Raw genomic sequence first — 20,888 nt, 5'->3', positions numbered from 1 at the left:
GATATCAGATATCATAAGTTGGTGATGTCCGCGTAATGGCGTGCGCAGGCTGGCGGCGGCGAAGCGCCCCCTGCCAATGGGCGATCTAGCTGAACGTTGTCGCCATCCATTCCTGCCATTTCGGCTCGCTGCCTTTCGCGCGCGACTTGGCACCGTCTCCATAGTGATAGAGCGCGATGCTGGCATTGGTGCCTTCGCCGGTCGAGTAGCTTCCGATGAGCGCGATGCCGGCGCCGGGTTCCTTCAGGCGCAGCAGCAGATAGCGTTGCTTGGTGTCCTGCTGCACCCGTTCGACGATGCCGGCAAGGCGTTCGGGCCGTGGTGGCGTGCTGCGCTCCTCGCCGACATTGGCGCCGACAAGTCCCAGCGCTTCGGTCAGGCGTTCCCAGACACTTGCCTGCGGTTCCCCGGTTGAAACCATGGCGAAGCTGCTGACCGCCTTCTCGCCGGCGAAATGTGCGAGATAGATCTTCAGGATCTCGAAGAACGCCGGCCATCCGCCCTCGAAGCCTTCCAACTGGTCGTCCCAGTCGTCATTCGCTGTGAACAGCGAATGCACCATGCGCAGCACGCAGCGATCGCCGGAACGCGCCGTGACGGTGATCTCGGTTGCGACCGGCGGCGCGCCCTCGCTCCACTCGCGTTCCACATAGGCAAAGCGGGCAGGCGGCTCCCAATGCGTCACTTCGCCGGTCGAGCTGCCGTTCGGACCGAAGTCGAAGGCGATCTTGCCCCCGACCCGCTCATCGATTTCTGTCTTGGTGAACCAGGCATTGTTGCCGCTGCCGGTTGCGATCGCCTGCCAGACCTCTTCGGGCGAGCCGGGCACGATCAGTTCCATTTCAACCCAGCGCTTTCCGCTGCCATCCTTCTTGATCGGCATGGGTTATCCTTTCAGGAGTTGGTGTCGTCGGGTTCGCCCTTGGCTGCGCTCTCGTCGCTCGGCCCAGGGTAGGAGGCGATGATGAGCCGGTGCGGCCGGGCGTCCGGCGCGCCTTCATCGTGGTAGCGCGCAGCGAGCGCGCTCACCGCCTGGGCGAGATCGGCGGTAAAGGCGGCGCGCTCCGCAGGCGAACGAAAGTTGATCACGGTGTCGATCGACAGCGTTGCCAGGCGCTTGTCCTGCGTGCGGGCGCTGCGCAGCAGTCCGCCGACCTCACGGACCATGCGGGCCGCCAGTGCGACCAGATAGCTCGCAGACAGGCGATCGCTGCTCCGCCCGGGGTCGGCAGCAATCGGCCCCAGCGCCGCCGGCGAAACTACATAGGACGTGGCGGTTGCGACCATCAGGCGCTCGGTCAACCCGCCCCAGCGGCGTTGCTCTGCCGGTTCTATCAGTTTGTGCTCTTCGAGCGCACGCAGATGGTAGTTGACCTTCTGGCGCGTCAGCCCCACCCGCACAGCCAGCGCGGCAGCCGATGCGGGCGCGGCAAGTTCCGCCAGCAAACGGGCCTTGATCGGCTCCAGGGCAAGTGCGGCGGCGGCCGGCGCGTCTATGACATCGAGATCGAGCATGGTGCAATCATTGCCTTGACAGATTTTTTTGTCAAGGCGATGATTGCACCTAATGCGGGTAGGGGAATGCCGAGTGCCCGCTGACATGCACGACCTCAGCTATGCGGAGCCTTCCAACCATTCAGGCTCGCCCAATGGAGCCAGCTATGCGGAAAGGCGCTGAGCCGGGTTAGGTTCCCGGTTGAGCTTCTCCACGCGACGCGACGCTAAGGTTTGCCGACCGCTTGGCAGTTCGTCGTTTTTCTCCGAATGTCACCACCCAAGGTGGCGGGAGGCAATGTATCGATGGAAGCGCGCCGATGAATGCCGGAACGATCGAGATTTACCGCCCACGTGATGTTTCCACCCTGGGCGACTGGAACATCGGCGGTCTCAAGCTCAAAGCCTATGGCCTTGCCGCCGATGGCAGACGCATCGATGACGCGATGGTTACGCTGGCTCAGTCATTCGTCCGACAGGACGTCATTCCGTGCGTGGCGGCTGGGGGCGATAGCAATGGCCTCGGCTTTGTCATCGTCCATCCCGGCAGCCTCGGCATCTCCATCTCGGCTCACTGGTGGATACAAGGTTCGGTTCTGTGTCAGCGCAACTATCGGAAGCTCTATACGGCTTCAGAGCCGATGGATGCTGCAAGGAGACCGGCCATTGCCTGTGTTTGGGAATTGGCGCTGATCAACGCCGAGCAGGAAGCCTGGCGAAAGACGATGATGAAAGACAAACCTGATCCATTGGCCTACATGGAAGAGCGTGCCGCGTTTGGGACGGCTTGAGCGCCAGGGGCGTGCCGCAAGTGACGAGGGCGCGCTTTGCGCAAACGTTGGAGAGAGGGTCGCATGTCATCCTTGAACCCGCCCGACCACATGCAATGTGGCAGCCAAGTTGAACTGTCCGCTTTGGCGCAAAGTTAAAATGTCAATTTGAGCTGCCCTACGGCACGACGACCAGCCCCGATCTGACCGGCTGATCCGGTTGCAAGATCAGATCGGGGTGGGTGGTGGCCACCTCTTCGGCTTTAGCTTTGAGATGTTGCGATGACGGATCATTCCGCAGCATCAAGTCGGGAAAGGGCCTTCTCACGTCGCGCGATCACCACCGGATCGTTCGTGAAGTCCGTCCACTTGCCCGGCTTGCGGCCACGCGGTTTGTAGCCATTCTTGTCGCTGTTCGTCTTCACGGCCGGCTGCGTCTGCTGGTCCTGACGTTCCTTAATGTAAGCCAGGACATCGGAAAGCCGCTTGTTCTCGGTGATCGCCGCATGCGTCACCCGCTGGTCCTTGTCGAACACCCTGTAGGACAGGGAATGGCCTTTCCACCGCACATCCAATCGGCCATCTGAATTAGCCCCCGAAAGGCCCGGACATGCTCCCCCACTTAGCTAAGTGGGTAGGAGTAATGTTGGTAATATGACTAGCAGCAATTTTAAGATGGAAGTTCTCTCCGGGCCGGAGCGTCGGCGGCGCTGGAGCACGGCAGAGAAGCTGGCGATCATCCATGAGACCTATGAGGCGGACGCGACGGTGAGCATCGTCGCACGTCGGCACGGCATCCAGCCGAACCAGTTGTTCGCCTGGCGCAAGCTGGCGTCCCAAGGGGCACTGACGGCGACGAGCGCCGAAGAGGAGGTCGTTCCGGCTTCCGAATACCGGGCGCTTCAGGCCCAGGTGAAGGAGTTGCAACGCCTGTTGGGCAAGAAGACTATGGAGAGCGAAATCCTGAAGGAAGCCCTCGAAATCGCCGGTGGCCCAAAAAAACATCTGTTGCGCTCGCTCTCTCTTCCGAGGGGGATTTTGGAATGAAGACCGTCTGCGAAACTCTAGGTGTCGCCCGCTCGAATATCGCTGCGCGTGCCGCAGGTTCCCCTTCCAGAGCCAGAGGACGCCCGCCTCTACCTGATCGCGAGCTGGTGGAGGACATCAAGGCCGTCATCGCCGATACGCCCACCTACGGCTATCGGCGTGTCCATGCCATCCTGCGTCGGAATGCCCGGAAACTGGGGCGTTCGTGGCCCAATGCCAAGCGGGTCTACCGGGTGATGAAGCTGCACAATCTGCTGCTGGTGCGTCATACCGGAGCGGTCGATGATCGCCTTCACGACGGCTGGGTCGCCGTCGAGCGTTCGAACATCAGATGGTGCTCCGACGGCTTCGAGATCGGCTGCGACAACAAGGAGAAGGTCCGTGTCGCCTTCGCCCTCGACTGCTGCGACCGTGAAGCAATCGCCCATGTCGCCACCACCGAAGGTATCAAGAGCGAAGACGTGCAGGACCTCGTGATCACCGCTGTCGAGAACCGCTTCGCCGCATCAACATGCTGTCCGAACCCATCGAATGGCTCACCGACAACGGCTCTTGCTTCATCGCCAGGGACACCGCATCCTTGCTGCGCGAGATCGGCATGGAACCGTGCACGACACCGGTGCGAAGCCCACAGTCGAACGGCATGGCCGAGGCGTTCGTCAAAACCTTCAAGCGCGATTACGTCTCGGTGAATCCAACCCCCGACGCCGAAACCGTCATGGCGCAACTGCCGTTCTGGTTCGAGCACTACAACAATCTTCACCCGCACAGTGCTTTAGGATATCAATCGCCGCGCGAGTTCATCAGCTCGCAATCTCAAACCTGAGCATGTCCGGTCTTTTGGGGGCAACTCCACCATCCGCATAGGCATAGGTTTCGACATAGCGACCAGCCAAACCGCGCGTCACCTCGGTCTCCTCGAGCATGATCCGCCGGCGCTCAAACGAAAACGTCAGTTGCGCTCCGACATAGCGCTGCTCGCGTTTGCACAGGATCTCGGCCAGCCGATCCGGTGCAAGGTTCATCGGCCGGTGCAGGTCATCGGGTCGGGCAGGGACAATGGCAAACCGCGCGTTGTAGTGCTCTATGAAGCCAGGCAAAAATGCATTGCCAGCCTCCATGTCGTCGATACCCGCCAGCCTTAATTCCTTGACCAAGCGATCTTGCAGCGTCCGGTTCATCCGTTCGACGCGACCTTTGGCTTGACTGGAGTTTGCGCAAAGAATCTCGATGTTTAACTCGCAAAGCGCTCGCCCGAACTGCGTCATGCCCTGGCCACCCTTGGCATCCTTCTTCGCCACCCGGAACACCGAATGCTTGTCGGAGTAAAAGGCGACCGGTGCCCCGTGATGCTTGAGATACAGCGCCAGCGCTTCAAAGTAGGTGAAGGCGCTTTCCGAACGCACAAACCGCACCTGCATCAACTTGCCCGTCGCATCATCGACGAACACCAGCAGCGAGCATGACGGCCCACGATCCTCAAACCAGCGATGCTCCGACCCGTCGATCTGCACCAGCTCGCCATAGGCCTCGCGTCGCAAGCGTGGCTGATGAAACGTCCGCCGCTGCTTGCGCGACAGCCAGAGGCCGTCGTCCGACATCCATTGGCGCAGCGTCTCGCGCGATACCGTCAGTCCATCGCGTTCGGCTAGCTTCTCGCCGCCAACGTCGGTCCGAAGTCCGCATAGCGTTCGCGAACGAGCGTCACCGCATAATCCCGAACACCGTCGCTGATCCGGTTGTTCGAGGGTCGGCCGATCGCCTTATGCCGGATTGAAGCCGCGCCGCCAGTGTTGATCCGCTCCAGCAGACGACGGACCTGACGGGTGCTCAGTTCAAGCACGCGCGCCGCCGACGCCAACGTCATGCGTCCGGCGATCACTTTCGACAAAACCTCAATCCGTTGCAGATCGCGCTCGCTCATCGCAATCAATCCCATCCGCAACCTCCCAGGTCATCAAAACCCGGGGAGAGTGACATTCCAACTTTGCAGGATCAGGACACTTTAACTTTGCGGGGGAGATCCTAACTGAAGTGCAACACGCCGGTTTTCAGGGTAGGGGTTCAGCCTCCCTCTTGCAAATGTGCCCGGAACACTTCGGCGGGTGTTCTGTAGTCGAGGCACTTTCTCGGCTGGTCGTTGAGATGGCGAGCAAGCTGGATGAGCTTGCGTTGCGACACGCCTGCAAGGTCGGTATCGCCTGGCATGTATCGACGGATGCGCTTGTTGATGTTTTCCACGGCACCTTTCTGCCACGGTGCACTGGGGTCACAAAACCAGCTCCGCGCGCCGATGCCATCTTCCAAAGCCCTGAAGCCGGCAAACTCCGTGCCGCGATCAAAGGTGAAACTCTGCCGGGCAAAGGCCGGCAAGGGAGAGAACGTTTCGATGATGTTGTCCATGATCGGCCGCGAGTGGCGGCTCTGGTTCTTGATCATGACGGTGTAGCGGCTCTTGCGCTCGATCAGTGAGGTTACGTTGGCGTTGCCCAAATCACGTTGGAAGATCAACAAGTCGCCTTCCCAATGCCCAAACTGCGAACGATCACCAATGAAATCAGGACGTTGCGATATCCTGCAGTCAGCGGGAAAAGTGCCGTCGCGCGGCTTCCTCGAGCCGCGGGGGCGGCGTTTGCGGCGGCCTTCCGACAGATGCTGATAGAGCTCCAGCGCCTGATCGTCCTTGCCGTAGATGAAGCGATAGATCGTCTCGGTACAGACCCGCACGGCGCTCACGCCATCGGCGAGCAGACGACCGGCGATCTGTTGCGGGGACCAAAGCGCCTTCAGCTGCTCGATCACCAGTTCGCGCAATTGTGGGTGCCGCACAAGCTTCCTCAAACGCTGCCGCCGCTCTTTGCGGATATCGTCAGCAACGGTCGGGAAGTAACCGCTATAGTCGGGCAGCTCGCGATCGCGGAAGGTGTTGCGCCGGATCTCACGATAAATCGTCGATCGATGACGACCAAGTTCGCGTGCCATTTCTTTGATCGGCAGTTTTCGTTCGACAAAGTGGAAGAGGCGGCGTCGATCGGCCAGATTCAGCTGCGAATAGCGTCGGGACATGCCAAAATCTCCAAGGGGAAACCATTGAAATCATTGGCATGTCGCACTTCAAATTAGAATGTACCCGGCTACATGCAATGTCAAAGCTGAATAGGGCTGCGACGTCGCCAGCCATTTAGAAATGCGACACTGCCCGCCGGCTTGCTCTGCCAGTCAGCCCCCGATCCGACCGGCTGGTCCGGGTTGAAAGGGCGGAGCGGGGGCGGGTGATGACACTCCCCTTCGGCTTTAGCTTTCTCAGTAGCAATTGTTTTGTCGCCGGTTGATACTCGCTTGCACCTGCATAGGGCGAGGTAGGGATCACAGCCGCACGATGCTTCCGGAAATCAAGCTGCATGGTGACGTCGATGTCGCCGCACTGTCCCCACTTCTTCGCGGTATGCTTCTTTCGGTTGCCTATGCTGACGGTGAGGGCGGCATAGGATTGACGGCGACCGGCGCCATGAACCGCAAGTTCGTGCATTGGGCCGCTGTGCACTTCCTTTGGCCAGGCTTCACAGCCGAAGACCTCTACAGCATGAACAAGGTGCTCAATGAAAGCGACATGCCGCCGCTTTGGGTGGTGCGCGACATGACCCGTCATCTGAAGCTTCTTCGTCGGAAAAAAGATGTGCTGCTGCCAACCAGACGCGGCCGGGAGTTCCTGGTGAACCCGCAAGCCTTCTTCGATCTGATCGCCACGGATTATCTCTATTCGTATGTCCATACCACCGAGCGGGAAGAGGAGGTCCGAGCGCGGTTACGCTGGTGGCGCATGTTCCTCAATCTTCTCAATATCAAAGCCAGGGAAGGGTGCACGCCAATAGACGTTGTGAAGATCCTCTATCCAGACTTGGCGCCTCTGTCGGACACCGAAATGACCATAGAAGCCTGGAAGTTGAAATCCGATCTCCAATATGGCGTCTTTCGGCGCTTGTGCTGGCTCGGTGTGCTCTATGAGGCACGAGAGGGGCTTACGCTCCTCCAGCATGGAGCCTTCCACAAGACGCCACTTTGGCCAGCTTGCCTGCAGTTGGAATCGGATGCGCAGAGCGACATCGGCGTGCATTGACGCTCTTTATTCCGCCGCTGGCCGCCTCATCAACGCTTTCTCTCGTCGCGCAATCACCGCCGGATCGTTCATGAAATCCGTCCGCCGGCCAGGCTTGGGACCACGCTTCTGGTAGCCGTTGGCTGTGCTACCGTCTCGAATGCCGAACATATGATCCGTTTGGCCCGTTCGGCTCGGACCACTCTTGCTGCGCTGCTGTTGGCGTCCGGCCTGCATCTCGGCGACAATTGACAGCATGTCGTCCAGCCGCTTGTTGTCGACGACCTCGGCACGATGCACCGAGCGCAACGTATCGAAGGTCCTGTAGGGCAGGGCAAAGCTCTCGTGCATGATCTCAAGCCGACCGTCCGGATAATCGCAGACAATCACCTTCTGGCCCGCCAATGGCCTGGAAATCTCGGTCGGATCGAGAATGAACAGCACCTTGTCGTAACGCAGCGTCAGGGATTGCGACAGCGTGCGCACTTCCTTGCGGCACATGGCACCATCGAGGTTCTCATGGTCGGACAGCGGTACCGGTGCATGTCCTTCGGATTGCGTGGTTGCTTGCCAAAACGAGTGTTGAAATCTGCAATGAACTCAGGCGCATAGACATTGGCAGCTTCGATCGTATCGATGCCGCGAAGTCGCATCTCCTTGACCAGCCGATCCTGCAATGTCTGGTTGGCACGCTCCACTCGACCCTTGGCCTGCGGGGTGTTGGCACAGATGATGTCGATATTGAGTTCATAGAGCGCCCGTCCGAACTGCGTCAGGCCGCTTGTCCGGTCTTTCTTCGACGCATGGAGCGAGCGGAAAACGCCGTGCTTGTCGCTGTAGAAGGCCAGCGGCTTGCCCCATTGCTGCAGATAGGCCTTCGTCGCGTGCAGATAATCGAATGTATTCTCCGATCCAGCAAAGCGAAGATGTAAAAGCTTGCCGGTGGCGTCATCAATATAGACGAGCAGGGCGCATTTGGGGCCGCGGTTCTCGAACCACCAGTGATGCGACCCATCGATCTGCACCAGTTCGCCAAAGCAGTCGCGCCGGCCACGTGGCTGGAAAACCCGTTTCTTGCGTTCCCGACGCGAGATCCAGATGCCAGCCTCGGTCATCCATTGCCGCAGCGTTTCCTTGGCAACAGAAATCCGGTGCAGCTCGATGAGCTTCTCGCGCGCCAGCGTCGGACCGAAATCCAGATAGCGTTCGCGGATCAGATCCAGCGCCGCATTGCGGAAATCCTCGCTGTGGCGCCGATTTCTCGGCCGGGATCGCTTCTTCGAAACAAGACCGGCCGGACCATCTTGATCATAAGCCTGCAGCAGTCTGTGGATCTGACTTCGACTGAGGTTGAGCAGTTCGGCAGCCTGGACAACGCTCAGGCGCTCGTCACGGATCTTCTGGATGACTTCGAGGCGATGCAACTCTTTCTGCGACATGGTGATCAAACAGGACATGACGACTCCGACCGCTCATGGTCTCGACCAGGCTGAAGGTCGTCATCCTTGCTCCCAACGTTGGCTTTGACCAGTGCGTCGAGAGGCGAGACTGTCGCATCTCTAACTGGCCCAACTGTCGCATTACTAAATAGCCACTACAAGTTCTGTGGCAGCCAAGTTGAACTGTCCGCTTTGGCGCAAAGTAGAAATGTCACTTTGGGCGGCGCATCGTCAGCCATTTAGACATGCGACACTCGACATCTCCGTTGGCGCTGAGGCAAGCCCCCGACCGAACCGGCTGGACCGGGTTGCAAGGGAAGGGAGGGGGCGGATGAGACGCACCCATCGGCTTTAGCTTGGACAGTTGAAGCAGCCGGTCATTCCGCCGCATCGAGGTCAGAGAGCGCCTGTCGCCGCCGGGCAATGACCGCAGGATCGTTCATGAAATCCTTCCGACGTCCCGGGCCGCGCGCGCGTCGAACGTAGCCGTTCTTCTCGCTGTTCGTCTTCACGGCGGGCTTCGTCTGCTGCTCCTGACGTTCCTTGATGTAGGTCAGGAGTTCACCGAGCCGCTTGTTCTCGGTGATCGCCGCATGCGTCACCCGCTGGTCCTTGTCGAACACCCGGTAGGGTAGGGAATGCCCCTTCCAACGCACATCCAGCCTGCCGTCGGCAAGCGCGTAGGTCTCGACATAGCGACCGACCAGCCCGCGCGTCACCTCGGTCTCTTCCAGCATGATCCGCTGGCGCTCGTACGAAAACGTCAACTGGGCACCGACATAACGCTGCTCACGTTTGCATAGCACGTCGCGCAGCCGATCCGGGGCAAGGTTCAGCGGCCGATGCAGATCATCAGATCGGGCAGGGGTAATGGCAAACTGGCGGTTATAGCGCTCCATGAACCGAGGCAGGAAAGCGTTGCCGTCGTCCATGCCGCAGACGCCCTCCAGACGCAGATCCTTAATCAACCGGTCCTGTAGCGTCCGGTTCATCCGCTCGACCCGGCCCTTGGCTTGACTCGAGTTTGCGCAAAGAATCTCGATGTTTAACTCGCAAAGTGCACGCCCGAACTGGGTCATGCCTTGGCCGCCCTTGGCATCCTTCTTCGCAACCCGGAACACCGAATGCTTGTCGGAATAGAAGGCGACGGGAGCACCATGCGCCTTCAGATAGAGTTCCAGCGCCTCGAAATAGCTGAACGCACTTTCCGAGCGCACAAACCGCAACTGCATCAGCTTGCCGGTCGCATCATCGATGAACACCAGCAATGAACATGAATCGCCGCGATCTTCGAACCAGCGATGCTCGGAACCGTCGATCTGAACCAACTCGCCGTAGGCCTCGCGCCGCAGCCGCGGCTGATGGAACGTCCGTCGCTGCTTGCGCGACAGCCACAAGCCGGCCTCCGACATCCATTGGCGCAAGGTCTCGCGCGACACCGTCAGACCATCACGCTCCGCAAGCTTCTCGGCCGCCAGCGTCGGACCAAAGTCGGCATAACGCTCGTGCACGATCGTCATGGCGTAATCGCGTACGCCGTCGCAGATCCGGTTGTTCGATGGCCGGCCGATCGCCTGGTGCCGGATCGACGCCGCACCGCCAGTGCTGATCCGCTCCAGCAACCGGCGAACCTGGCGGGTGCTCAGCTCAAGCACATGTGCCGCCGACACCAACGTCATGCGTCCGGCGATCACCTTCGACAAAACCTCAATCCGCTGCAGATCGCGCTCGCTCATCGCAATCAATCCCATCCGCAATCTCCCAGGTCATCAAAACCCGGGGAGAGTGACATTCCAACTTTGCAGGATCAGGACACTTTAACTTTGCGGCTACAAGTTCAGATCGCATAATCTGAATTATGGAACTAATGTATATGCCGGAAAGCATGGATTGCGGCTGAACGTTGCCTTGGCGAGCTTGACCCGGCCTTTCCAGCCTGCTTAGCGTTCCCGAACCAAACACCTCATTTTCAAGGCCAGATGTGATGAGCGAATTGCGCGTTCTTTCAGATGCTTTCATTCCGGAACTGCCAAACCGCTACAAAGGCAAAGTTCGCGAAAACTACGACCTGCCCGATGGCAACCGCATCATCATCGCGACGGACCGCCTCAGCGCCTTCGACGTCATCCTGACGTCGATCCCGAACAAGGGTCACGTGCTGACGCAGACGGCGCGCTACTGGTTCGAGGAAACCGCCGACATCTGCCCGAACCATGTGGTCAGCTATCCGGACCCCAATGTCGTCATCGGCAAGCGGCTCGACATCCTGCCGGTCGAGGTCGTCGTGCGCGGTTATCTCGCCGGAACGACCAGCACCTCGATCCTGACGAAATACCGCAACGGCGAGCGCGAGATGTACGGCATCACCCTGCCGGACGGAATGCGCGACAATGAGAAGCTTCCCCAGGCAATTATCACGCCCACCAGCAAGGCTTTCGACGGCGGCCATGACGAGCCGCTTTCGGTCGAAGCGATCCTCGAGCAAGGACTGCTGACGAAGGAACAGCTCGATACCGTCTGGCAATATGCGCTTGCGCTGTTTGCCCGCGGTCAAGAGCGCGCCGCCGAGCGCGGCCTGATCCTCGTCGACACCAAATACGAGTTCGGAACCGACGAAAACGGCACGATCATTCTCGCCGACGAGATCCACACACCCGACAGCAGCCGCTACTGGATCGCCGACAGCTACCAGGAAAGCTTCGAGCGCGGCGAACGTCCCAGGAGTTTCGACAAGGATTTCGTCCGTGCCTGGGTCACTGCGCGCTGCGATCCCTACAAGGATCCGATCCCGGAAATTCCACTTGATCTCATCGAGCAGACCTCGGCAGTCTATATCGAAGCCTTCGAAAAGATCACCGGCCAGCGCTTCGTTCCGGATCTGTCGGGTGCGACGATTCTGGATCGCATTCGCGCCAACTTGACGCCATATTTCTCGAAATAAATCAGTATATTAGAGATTTATTCTAATCTGATTTAGGCGCTGAGCGTAGGATCATCGACATCGAATTCGAGCCGCATCAGGTCGTATGCCGGTTCGATATGATCAGGCGTCTCGCCTTGCACCGTGTCGTAATCCAGCGGCACGTGCATGTGTGTCAGCACCGCCCGCTTCGGCTTGAGGCGCTCGATCCAGCCGAGCGATTGCGCCAGCGACAGATGGCTCGGGTGGAACTTGTACTGCAGCGTATCGATCACCAGCAGATCGAGGTCGCCGAGCTTGGCAATGGTCTCGGCCGGAAAATCGCTGACATCGCTGCAATAGGCAAAGTCGCCGATGCGGAAGCCCAGAGAATGAATATTGCCGTGAAACTGCATCAGCGGCCGGAAGGCGATCGGCCCGCCGGCGCCTGATATCACCACCGGCGACAGATCATCGGCAATGATGTGCGGCTCGACGATCGGTGGATAGCCGCTGCCTGGCGGTGATTCCAGGCAATAGCCAAACCCCTCGCGAATACGGCCCATCGTATAGGCATCGGCCCAGATCGGTACCCGCCTGCGGTTTTCGATGACGTAACCGCGCAAGTCGTCGATCCCGTGCAGATGGTCGGCATGGGAATGGGTATAGATCACCGCATCGATGTGGCGCACGTTCGTTGCGACCATCTGCGCACGAAAATCCGGCCCGGTGTCGATGACGACGGTCGTCTTGCCGCCGTCGGGCGCGATTTGCTCGACGAGCAAGGCCGCGCGCATGCGCCGGTTTTTCGGATTGTCAGGATTGCAGGCGCCCCAGTCCCCGGTAATGCGCGGCACGCCTGGTGACGAGCCGCAGCCGAGAATGGTGAACGTGCGCCGGAACGCCACGTCAGAGCCTCGGCATCTTGGAGAAGACGCGGAAGGCATTCTCCGTGGTGATCCTTGCAATCTCCTCAGTGGTCACGCCGATCGTCTCGGCAAGCACGGCTGCCGTATGGGCAACGTAAGCCGGCTCGTTGCGCTTGCCGCGGAACGGCTTCGGCGCGAGGTACGGCGCGTCGGTTTCGACGATCATCCGGTCATGCGGCACGGTCTTGGCGATCTCGCGGAGTTCTTCGGATTTCGGGAAGGTGAGGATGCCCGAAAAGGAAACATAGCCGCCGAGCTCGACGCCGATGCGGGCAAGCTCCGGACCGGAAGAGAAGCAGTGCAGAAGGAAAGGGAAGGCCCCCTTCCCGCTTTCCTCGGTCAGGATCGCCGCCATGTCCTCATCGGCCGAGCGGCTGTGAATGACGAGCGGCAGGCCGGTCTCGCGGGCAGCGGCAATGTGACGACGCAGGCCCTCGACCTGCGCCTCGCGCGGCGCATTGTCATAGAAGTAATCAAGACCCGCCTCGCCGATCGCCACCACCTTCGGATGGGCCGAAAGCCGCACGAGATCCTCGGTGGTGATATCGAGCTCCTCGTCCGCATTGTGCGGATGGGTGCCGACGGAACAGAAGACGTTCGGATAGGCCTCGGCGATCGCAAGGATCGTCTCGAACCGCTTCACGCGGGTCGAGATCGTGATCATCTGCTCGACACCGGCCTCGCGCGCCCGCGCGACGATTGCGTCGCGCTCCGCTTCGAAATCGGGGAAGTCCAGATGGCAATGGGTATCGATCAGCATGCTCAAGATGCCTTACTGCGCTTCCGGTGCCACATAGCGCGGGAAGACCGGCTTCGGCGCCTCGAGCGGCGTGCCCGAGACGAGACGTCCGGCCTCGCCGAGCGCTGCGAAGTCGCGCTTGTCGGCGGGTGCTGCCACCAGGTCGAGCAGCTTCGCCGAGGATTCCGGCATGAACGGCTGAAGCAGGATTGCGATCTGGCGCACGACTTCGGCCGTCACGTAAAGCACTGTGCCCATGCGCGCTGGATCGGTCTTCTTCAGCGCCCAGGGCTCCTGGCCGGCGAAGTAGCGGTCGGTCTCGGAGACGACGGCGATGATCGCCGCCAGCGCCCGGTGGATCATCTGCTTACCCATCTCGTCGCGCGTGATCTCGTGCAGCGCGTCGGCGGCGGTCAGCATCGCTTTGTCTTCGTCGGTCAGGGGGCCGCACACGGGCACCTGGCCGTCGCAGTTCTTGACGATCATCGACAGCGAGCGGCTCGCCAGGTTGCCGATGCCGTTGGCAAGGTCGGAATTGATGCGGGTCGCGATCCCTTCCTCGCTATAGCTGCCGTCCTGGCCGAAGGAGACTTCGCGCAGGAAGAAGTAGCGGATCTGGTCGAGACCGAAATGTTCGACGAGGTTGAACGGGTCGACGACGTTGCCGAGCGACTTCGACATCTTCTCGCCCTTGTTGAGCAGGAAGCCGTGCGCGAAGACGCGCTTGGGGAGCGGCAGGCCGGCCGACATCAGGAACGCCGGCCAATAGACCGCGTGGAAGCGGATAATGTCCTTGCCGATCACATGGATGTTCGCTGGCCAGAACTTGGCGCGCGGGCCCTTGGGATCGTCGAGATAACCGGTCGCGGTGATGTAGTTCGTCAGCGCGTCGACCCAGACATACATGACATGCGCCGGATCGTTCGGCACCTTGATGCCCCAGTCGAAGGTGGTGCGCGAAACCGAGAGGTCCTTGAGGCCGGACTTCACGAAGGAGATCACTTCGTTGCGGCGCTCGGCCGGGCCGATGAAATCCGGATTCTCTTCGTAGTGCTTCAGCAGCTTGTCCTGGTATTCGGACAGCTTGAAGAAGTAGCTCTGCTCCTCGACCCACTCGACCGGCGTCCCCTGCGGGCCGTAGCGCACGCCGTCGGCGCGCAGCTCGGTCTCGTTCTCCTGATAATAGGCTTCGTCGCGCACCGAATACCAGCCGGCGTAGGAGTCCTTGTAGAGGTCGCCCGCCTCGCCCATGCGGATCCAGATGTCCTGCGACGCCTGATGGTGGCGCTGCTCGGTCGTGCGGATGAAATCGTCGTTGGACGCGTTCAGGGCCACGGCCATCTTCTGGAATTCGGCCGAATTGCGGTCGGCAAGTTCCTGCGGCGTCACGCCTTCCTTGCGCGCCGTCTGCTGCATCTTCTGCCCGTGCTCGTCCGTGCCGGTCAGGAAGAAAACCTCACGTCCGTCGAGGCGCTGGTAGCGCGCCATGGCATCCGTCGCGATCAGTTCATAGGCATGGCCGATGTGCGGCTTGCCGTTCGGGTAGGAAATCGCTGTCGTGATGTAGAAGGGGGACGTGTCTCTCATAGGCGGATTCGATCTATCTCGGATTAAGCTACGCACGCTCTTAGCGCATACGCTGTTAGGAAGAAACATGCGATCCATGAAAAGCCCGGCCGAAGCGGCCGCCGCCACCGCCCTCCTCCTTGCGCGCCCCGCGTGCAAGATTTAGAACAAACAGGAAACAAATGAAGGGGTGAGTCGTGCTGGATCAACTTGGCAGCCAATTTGAAACCGCGTCGGCCGGCTATGCCGCCGCGCACGGGATCGAGCGCGACCCCGACTGGTTCATTTTGAAGATGCAGGAGGAAATGGGGGAACTGACCTAGGCCTGGAACAAGCTGAGCGGTCGCGGGCGGTCCCGGGGGAAATCGCCGGACGACCTCCGGGCACAGATGGCCGACGAGACCGCAGACCTTCTTGGGCACGTCCTGCTCTTCGCGCAACACCACAAGCTGGACCTCCAGGCGGCGATCGAGCGAAAATGGCGTTTTCAGCCGGCGCTATAGCGCCGCTTTCATATCGTCGAGCAGCGACAGAATGGTCTGCTTTCGGTCGAGATTATAGGCATCGCTGACCGTCAGTCGCTCGGTCACGGAGGCTGACAGTCGGGCGAAGCGTTCGGCGCGCATGATATCGCCCGAAACGGCCGCCTCCCGCGCCTCGCGCATGATGCGATCGCTGGCAAGGGCCTGGAAGAAATCGAAGATCGTTTCGCTGTCCTTGCCGGCGAGGGCATCGGCGAGCTTGTGCATGTTTTTCCGGACAGACGGTCCCTGCCCTGCGAGGATGCCCTCGAAGGTTGCCGCGATTTCCAGTCCGCCATAGTTGATCAGCTTCAGCGCCTCGGCGACGCTGCCGCTGGCGGCTGCGATGATGCGCCCGGCATTCTCGCCCTCGAGATCGAAACCGAGATGGGCCAATGCCTGGCCGAGCGGTGCTGCGTCGAGCGGCTTCAGTCGCAGCGGCAGGCAGCGCGAGCGGATCGTCGGCAGCAGTTTTCCGGGTGCATGCGTCAGCACCAGGAACAGCGAGCGGCGCGGCGGTTCCTCGAGGATCTTCAGGATGGCGTTGGCCGCATTGCGATTGAGATCGTCGGCCGGATCGATGATGACGATGCGCCAATTGCCCGTGCCGGAGGTCTGGCTGAAGAACTTGCCCGCGCGCCGGACCTCGTCGACGGTGATCGCCCCCTTCGCCCTTCCCGTCTTTTCATCGATCGGACGGGCCAGGTGCAGGAGATTGTGTGAGGCGCCGGAGGCAAGCTGCCTGCCGATCGCAGAGGTCGGGTCCGGGTCGGCAAGCGTTTCAGGCGCATCGGCCGGTTCAGGATTTTTTAGGATGTGATGGGCAAAGCGGAAGGCAAGCGTCGCCTTGCCGATCCCTTCCGGCCCTTCGATCAGGATCGCGTGGTGCCCCTTGCCGGAGCGATAGCTCTGCGCCAGGAAGGCTTCCGCCTGCTCATGGCCGAACAGGCGATTGTTCTCCGTGGGCGCAATGGCGCCATCAAGGACCCCGGCTCTTTCGCTCATGACACGGCTTCCTCGGCGGACGTGTCCGTGCCGTCGCCATGCGGCAGAAGCGCTTCGACAAGCGAAAGCACCTCGGCGGCGATGGCCTCAACCGGCTGCGTCGCATCCACCACCCGGCACCGCTCGGAATCGCGTCTGGCAATGTCGAGAAAGGCGTCGCGCCGCTTCTCGTGGGTCTCTAGCTGTTCCTTTTCGAAACGATCGGGATTGTCGTCGCCGGCGCGGCGTTGCGCCCGCTCGAGGCCGACGCTGGCGGGCAGGTCGAAGATCACGGTGCGGTCCGGCACGACACCGTTGATTGCTACGCGCTCCAGGCTTTCGACGAAGCTTTGTTCGAGATTGCCGGTGATGCCCTGGTAGACGCGCGAAGAATCCATGAAGCGATCGCAAAGCACGATGGTGCCCTTGTCGAGCGATGGCCGGATGACCTCCTCGACATGGTCGCTGCGGGCTGCGGCAAAGAGAATCGCCTCCATCCGCACTCCGAAGGATTCCGCAGCCCCCGAAAGCAGCACGTGACGCACCGCCTCGGCGCCGGGAGAACCACCCGGCTCGCGCGTCGTCAGCACCTCGTAGCCGCGGGCGCGCAGGGAATCGGCTAGCAGGCGGAGCTGCGTCGACTTGCCGGCACCTTCCCCGCCTTCGAATGTTACGAATAGACCTTTTTTCAGCGACACCATGCTTTCCCGTATCGGCATGCGGTTTGGCCCTGTTTAGCCGATTGGTCCTCCGGGCGAAACCGTCAGGTGACGATTTGAAGAGGCATTCCAGTGAGCGCGGCTCAGAGCCAGAAGAAAAGCAGTTCCTGCAGGGCGTCGACCGCGCGGCTCGTCAGGGTTCCCTGCCCCACCGCACCGGCCGTCTTGACCGGGACCTCGCGCAACAGTTTCTCGCCGTTCCACAGCTTGACGACGCCGACTTCCGTGCCGGCCGTCACCGGCGCCCGCAAGGGCCACTTGTAGACGATGCGCGCCGTCAGCCGCTCGGGATTGTTGACCGGCAGCAGCACGTCGACCGGACCGCCGGCCACCAACGCGACGTGAGATGCATCGCCGCCATAGACGGCTGCCTCGCCGATCGCTTCTCCATCGGCGAAGATCCGCTTCTTCTCGAAGGCGGTCATCGCCCAGTCGAGAACCTTGCGGCTTTCTTCGATACGTTCCTTGTCGGTTTCAAGGCCGCCCATCGCGAGATAAACGCGGCGGTCACCGCGTTGCAGCGACGCGGCGAGCGAAAAGCCGAAACCTTCGGCAAAGCCCGTTGCCAGGCCGTCCACGCCGATATTGGCGGAGATCAGCGGGTTCTTGTTGCGTTGGAGGATCTTGTTCCATTCGAATTCCGGCTGCGAATAGAGCCGGTAGAGATCGGGATGCGCTTCGTGCAGGTGGCGGACGAGCGTCACCAGTTCGCTCATTGTGATCTTGTTGCCGGGATTGGGCAGCCCGGTCGCGTTGCGGAAGGTCGCGACCGGCATGCCGAGTTCGCGCGCGCGCGCCGTCATGCGCTCGGCAAATGCACCTTCGCTGCCGGTCATGCCCTCGGCGAGAATGATGCAGGCGTCGTTGGCCAGCTGAACCGCTACGCCCTGCAGGAGATCGGCGACCCGGATGCGCGACTTCAGAGCGGCAAACATCGTCGAGGTGCCGGCCGGCGCGCCGCCGGTCCGCCACGCATGCTCCGATACGTCGTAGAGGGTTTCGGGCGAGATTTCGCCCCTGCCAAGCGCTTCGCCAACCACCTCCATGGTCATCAGCTTGGCAAGCGAGGCTGGCGGGATCGGGTCGTTTTCGGCACGCGAGAAAAGCACCGTGCCGGTTTCTGCGTCGACCAGCAGGATCTGCTTTGCCTTGGTGTCGAAGGCGGGTGCCGGCGTTTGCGCGAATGCGGCGCCGGCAAACAACGCAAGGCCAAGGAAAGCGGCCGAAAGCATCTTCATGCGCATGGGAAACTCCGGTTTCCCCTCGGGCATAGCAGCGTGGTCATTTTGGCACAACGCCGAGAACTGTTAACGGGCCGAACCGTTCGTTTTCTGGCGCTTGGCGTAGTCGACGATGACTTGCGGCGTTAGCTGCTTCTTGTCGACCATGATCGCTTCGAAGGGCGATTCGGCGTCGCTGACGCGAACTTCGTAATAGGCAGCCGCATAGGCCATGTTGCCGTCGGGCATCGGAATGTACTCCGGCCGCTCGCGCGGGATCGGGCCGATTTCCGGCAGCATGACGAATTCGTTGAACGACGCCGGCTGCTGGGCAAACTGCGGCACGGGCGCGGCCATCGCGGTGACCGGTTCGCTGACGTCGAGCGACGCCTTGGCCGGCACGGTGATGGTGCCGAGGCTTTGCTTGCGGAACGGTTCGTTCGAGGCAACCATCACGCCGGTTGCAATCTGCCCTTCGGGCATGATGCTCGGGCCGCGCTGGCCCTTCTCGACATAGGACGCCATGAGGTAAGGCATGTCGTTACCTTCGAGCGGTGCGCGGCCGACATATTGCACCTTCACCTGTGCGCTGCCCTTGCGCTTGATGTCGAGCAGGTCTGCCGTTTTCGAGGAAACGTCGATGATGCGGCCGTATTCGTAGGGGCCGCGATCGTTGACGCGCACGATGACCGAGGTGCCGTTTTCCATGTTGGTGACGCGGGCGTAGCTCGGCAGCGGAAACGTCGGATGGGCGGCCGACAGATGCGCCTTGTCGTAGACTTCGCCGTTGGCGGTCAGGCGTCCGTGGAAGGCGGAGCCGTACCAGGATGCCATACCCGTCTTGTTATAGCCGAAGTCTTCCTTGGGCTGGTACCACTTGCCCTTGACCTGATAGGCCTTGCCGACCTGAAAGCGTCCGCCGCCCTTCGGGATGTTGTTGCCGGTGGCAACGCGCGGGCTCGCCTTTACGCCATAGACGGATTCAGGAAAGTACTCCTTGCTCCGCGCAGTTTTCTTGACATTCGACGTGGAGCCGCAGGCGGCAAGCGTTACGCACAGTGCCGGGATCGCCGCAAGGCGCAGTCCCTTGACCAGATATGCCGCATTTTTATTGGAGGTCATCTGTCCCACAACATCGATCGATAAAGCCGTACTCGAAACCTGCCGCCTACCCCCAGCGGAAATCTCGACGTCCCGAAACGGAACAGGTGTGTATTCATGACATCATCAAGGCAAAAATGCGAACTCATCCACAGGCTGGTTCCGCATTTCGCGCGTTATGGTTTACGGCTGGTTAATGCAATCGGGCCCGGTGCCTGCTCTTCAAAGCGGTCGAGAAAATCTTGCAGCGACGCATGTTAATTCTTGCAAAGCGCCAAGGCTTCGCGCAATAACGCCGTGCCCGGCACGCAGTCGCGCGGTGCTTCAGGCAAGGACAGGTGGCCGAGTGGTTTAAGGCTCTGGTCTTGAAAACCAGCGTACGGGAAACCGTACCGTGGGTTCGAATCCCACCCTGTCCGCCATTTCTCTTTTCTCCACCCATTAGTTGTCGAACCGACGAGATGGGACTACCTTACGAAGCGTAATGACGGTGCCAAGTCCTTTGGGGAGCGGGATCGACATGCGCGTTAAAGATGTAATGACGACGTCGGTCGTCAAGTTGTCCCCTGACAACAGCGTCAGGCAGGCGGCCCGGATCATGCTCGACAATCATGTAAGTGGCCTTCCCGTGGTCGACGGTGATGGAGCCCTGGTGGGCGTCATCAGCGAAGGCGACCTCATTCGCCGGAGCGAGCTTGGCGGCGGCATTCCGGTCGCCGACCCGGCCGGGGCCGCGGACGAGCGGGCGAGCGCCTATGTGCGCCGATCCTCCTGGAGGGTCGGTGATGCCATGACGGCCAATCCCGTGACCATCGATGAGGATGCCTCAGTCGCGCGCGTTGCGTCTCTGATGCGGGAGCGCGGCATCAAGCGTGTACCGGTGCTTAGAAACGGCCTTGTTGTCGGTATCGTCAGTCGCGCCGATCTGCTGCAGGCGATCTTGTCTGCAAAGCAAGACGAGACGGCGGCCGGCGACGAAGCCATCCGGCGCAGTATCCTGGTGCGCATCGGCGAAAATACCGGTCTTGAAGGCCTGGACATAAAGGTCGCCGTGACCGACGGCATCGTGCACCTCTGGGGCAACGTAGATACCGCCGATTGCCGTAAGGCGGCCCGCATCCTCGCTGAGAACGTGCGCGGCGTTCGCGGCGTGGTCGAGCACTACGCCGAGCCCTATCCGCAATAAGATATGCGTCGAGACCGCCGCGGCCTGTGTCCGCGGCGCTGCAAGCGTATTCCTGCTGCTGTCGTTCGTACTTCAAGCGTTCCACCATCCTGCCCGCCGCAGAAAAAACAGCAACGACCGTAGCGAATTCGAGAGACTGCGATGGCTTGCGCGACGGCAAGCTGGAGGGAATTTCAGC

Annotated in this window: 15 protein-coding genes, 1 tRNA gene and 5 pseudogenes; 7 read left to right on the top strand and 14 right to left on the bottom strand. The window is 60.8% G+C overall.

Going from position 1 to position 20,888, the window contains the following annotated elements; translation table 11 throughout:
- Nucleotides 1–85: 85 nt before the first annotated feature.
- Together OVA00_RS29600 and OVA00_RS29595 are read right to left on the bottom strand one after the other, a co-directional pair.
- The gene (locus OVA00_RS29600) at nucleotides 86–883 is read right to left on the bottom strand and encodes an SRPBCC family protein (RefSeq protein WP_268090161.1); all 798 of its coding nucleotides are present in this window, start codon (nucleotides 881–883) and stop codon (nucleotides 86–88) included.
- An 11-nt stretch (nucleotides 884–894) separates the two neighbouring features.
- Complete coding sequence (locus tag OVA00_RS29595; RefSeq protein WP_060517151.1) at nucleotides 895–1,515, bottom strand: helix-turn-helix domain-containing protein; 621 nt, start codon at nucleotides 1,513–1,515, stop codon at nucleotides 895–897.
- A 299-nt stretch (nucleotides 1,516–1,814) separates the two neighbouring features.
- On the opposite strand from OVA00_RS29595, the gene OVA00_RS29590 reads away from it, so the two are divergent.
- Nucleotides 1,815–2,285 carry a hypothetical protein gene (locus OVA00_RS29590; protein WP_268090160.1) on the top strand — a complete coding sequence of 157 codons (471 nt, stop codon included), beginning with the start codon at nucleotides 1,815–1,817 and terminating at the stop codon, nucleotides 2,283–2,285.
- A gap of 269 nt (nucleotides 2,286–2,554) precedes the next feature.
- Here OVA00_RS29590 and OVA00_RS29585 read toward each other — a convergent pair.
- A pseudogene (locus tag OVA00_RS29585) lies at nucleotides 2,555–2,857 on the bottom strand (ISNCY family transposase); the annotation flags it as partial.
- A gap of 61 nt (nucleotides 2,858–2,918) precedes the next feature.
- On the opposite strand from OVA00_RS29585, the pseudogene OVA00_RS29580 reads away from it, so the two are divergent.
- Nucleotides 2,919–4,137: pseudogene (locus OVA00_RS29580) on the top strand (IS3 family transposase).
- 28 nt (nucleotides 4,138–4,165) lie between these two features.
- Here the strand turns inward: OVA00_RS29580 and OVA00_RS29575 are convergent.
- Nucleotides 4,166–5,250: pseudogene (locus tag OVA00_RS29575) on the bottom strand (ISNCY family transposase); the annotation flags it as partial.
- Between the two features lie 125 nt (nucleotides 5,251–5,375).
- Nucleotides 5,376–6,377 (bottom strand): IS30 family transposase, encoded by a 1,002-nt coding sequence (locus tag OVA00_RS29570; protein WP_058328810.1) that lies wholly within the window; start codon nucleotides 6,375–6,377, stop codon nucleotides 5,376–5,378.
- 313 nt (nucleotides 6,378–6,690) lie between these two features.
- Between OVA00_RS29570 and OVA00_RS29565 the strand changes: the two genes are divergently transcribed.
- A complete protein-coding gene (locus tag OVA00_RS29565; RefSeq protein WP_060521184.1) occupies nucleotides 6,691–7,428 on the top strand; it encodes a hypothetical protein in 738 nt (245 codons plus the stop codon).
- A gap of 6 nt (nucleotides 7,429–7,434) precedes the next feature.
- Here OVA00_RS29565 and OVA00_RS29560 read toward each other — a convergent pair.
- Nucleotides 7,435–8,864, bottom strand: a pseudogene (locus tag OVA00_RS29560) (ISNCY family transposase).
- Nucleotides 8,865–9,223: 359 nt separating this feature from the next.
- The gene (locus OVA00_RS29555) at nucleotides 9,224–10,597 is read right to left on the bottom strand and encodes an ISNCY family transposase (protein ID WP_252160882.1); all 1,374 of its coding nucleotides are present in this window, start codon (nucleotides 10,595–10,597) and stop codon (nucleotides 9,224–9,226) included.
- 233 nt (nucleotides 10,598–10,830) lie between these two features.
- Between OVA00_RS29555 and OVA00_RS29550 the strand changes: the two genes are divergently transcribed.
- Complete coding sequence (locus tag OVA00_RS29550; protein ID WP_250808264.1) at nucleotides 10,831–11,787, top strand: phosphoribosylaminoimidazolesuccinocarboxamide synthase; 957 nt, start codon at nucleotides 10,831–10,833, stop codon at nucleotides 11,785–11,787.
- A gap of 32 nt (nucleotides 11,788–11,819) precedes the next feature.
- Here the strand turns inward: OVA00_RS29550 and OVA00_RS29545 are convergent, their stop codons facing one another.
- From OVA00_RS29545 to metG, 3 genes are read right to left on the bottom strand one after another with little or no spacing between them, the layout of a single operon-like run.
- The gene (locus OVA00_RS29545; protein WP_268090158.1) at nucleotides 11,820–12,653 is read right to left on the bottom strand and encodes an MBL fold metallo-hydrolase; all 834 of its coding nucleotides are present in this window, start codon (nucleotides 12,651–12,653) and stop codon (nucleotides 11,820–11,822) included.
- A gap of 1 nt (nucleotide 12,654) precedes the next feature.
- Complete coding sequence (locus OVA00_RS29540) at nucleotides 12,655–13,434, bottom strand: TatD family hydrolase (protein ID WP_268090156.1); 780 nt, start codon at nucleotides 13,432–13,434, stop codon at nucleotides 12,655–12,657.
- A gap of 12 nt (nucleotides 13,435–13,446) precedes the next feature.
- Nucleotides 13,447–15,000: a methionine--tRNA ligase gene (metG, locus tag OVA00_RS29535; protein WP_268090155.1), complete on the bottom strand. Its 1,554-nt coding sequence runs from the start codon at nucleotides 14,998–15,000 to the stop codon at nucleotides 13,447–13,449.
- Nucleotides 15,001–15,176: 176 nt separating this feature from the next.
- On the opposite strand from metG, the pseudogene OVA00_RS29530 reads away from it, so the two are divergent.
- A pseudogene (locus OVA00_RS29530) lies at nucleotides 15,177–15,482 on the top strand (pyrophosphatase).
- Here the strand turns inward: OVA00_RS29530 and OVA00_RS29525 are convergent.
- The 4 genes from OVA00_RS29525 to OVA00_RS29510 form a co-directional block, all read right to left on the bottom strand.
- Nucleotides 15,477–16,505 (bottom strand): DNA polymerase III subunit delta', encoded by a 1,029-nt coding sequence (locus OVA00_RS29525; protein ID WP_268090154.1) that lies wholly within the window; start codon nucleotides 16,503–16,505, stop codon nucleotides 15,477–15,479. The pseudogene OVA00_RS29530 and the gene OVA00_RS29525 overlap by 6 nt on opposite strands.
- Complete coding sequence (tmk, locus tag OVA00_RS29520) at nucleotides 16,502–17,203, bottom strand: dTMP kinase (RefSeq protein ID WP_268090153.1); 702 nt, start codon at nucleotides 17,201–17,203, stop codon at nucleotides 16,502–16,504. The genes OVA00_RS29525 and tmk overlap by 4 nt, the downstream gene beginning before the upstream one ends.
- A gap of 83 nt (nucleotides 17,204–17,286) precedes the next feature.
- Nucleotides 17,287–18,447 (bottom strand): D-alanyl-D-alanine carboxypeptidase family protein, encoded by a 1,161-nt coding sequence (locus tag OVA00_RS29515; protein WP_268090152.1) that lies wholly within the window; start codon nucleotides 18,445–18,447, stop codon nucleotides 17,287–17,289.
- A 63-nt stretch (nucleotides 18,448–18,510) separates the two neighbouring features.
- Nucleotides 18,511–19,545 carry a septal ring lytic transglycosylase RlpA family protein gene (locus OVA00_RS29510; protein ID WP_060517172.1) on the bottom strand — a complete coding sequence of 345 codons (1,035 nt, stop codon included), beginning with the start codon at nucleotides 19,543–19,545 and terminating at the stop codon, nucleotides 18,511–18,513.
- 311 nt (nucleotides 19,546–19,856) lie between these two features.
- Here OVA00_RS29510 and OVA00_RS29505 point away from each other — a divergent pair.
- Both OVA00_RS29505 and OVA00_RS29500 read left to right on the top strand, forming a co-directional pair.
- Nucleotides 19,857–19,946: transfer RNA gene (locus tag OVA00_RS29505), tRNA-Ser, on the top strand.
- A 98-nt stretch (nucleotides 19,947–20,044) separates the two neighbouring features.
- A complete protein-coding gene (locus OVA00_RS29500; RefSeq protein WP_034803496.1) occupies nucleotides 20,045–20,710 on the top strand; it encodes a CBS domain-containing protein in 666 nt (221 codons plus the stop codon).
- Nucleotides 20,711–20,888 lie beyond the last annotated feature (178 nt).

This window comes from Ensifer sp. SL37 (assembly GCF_026672675.1).
GTDB lineage: Bacteria > Pseudomonadota > Alphaproteobacteria > Rhizobiales > Rhizobiaceae > Ensifer > Ensifer adhaerens.
The sequence above is the reverse complement of the archived record's forward strand: the minus strand, read 5'-3'. Positions and strand labels throughout refer to the sequence as shown.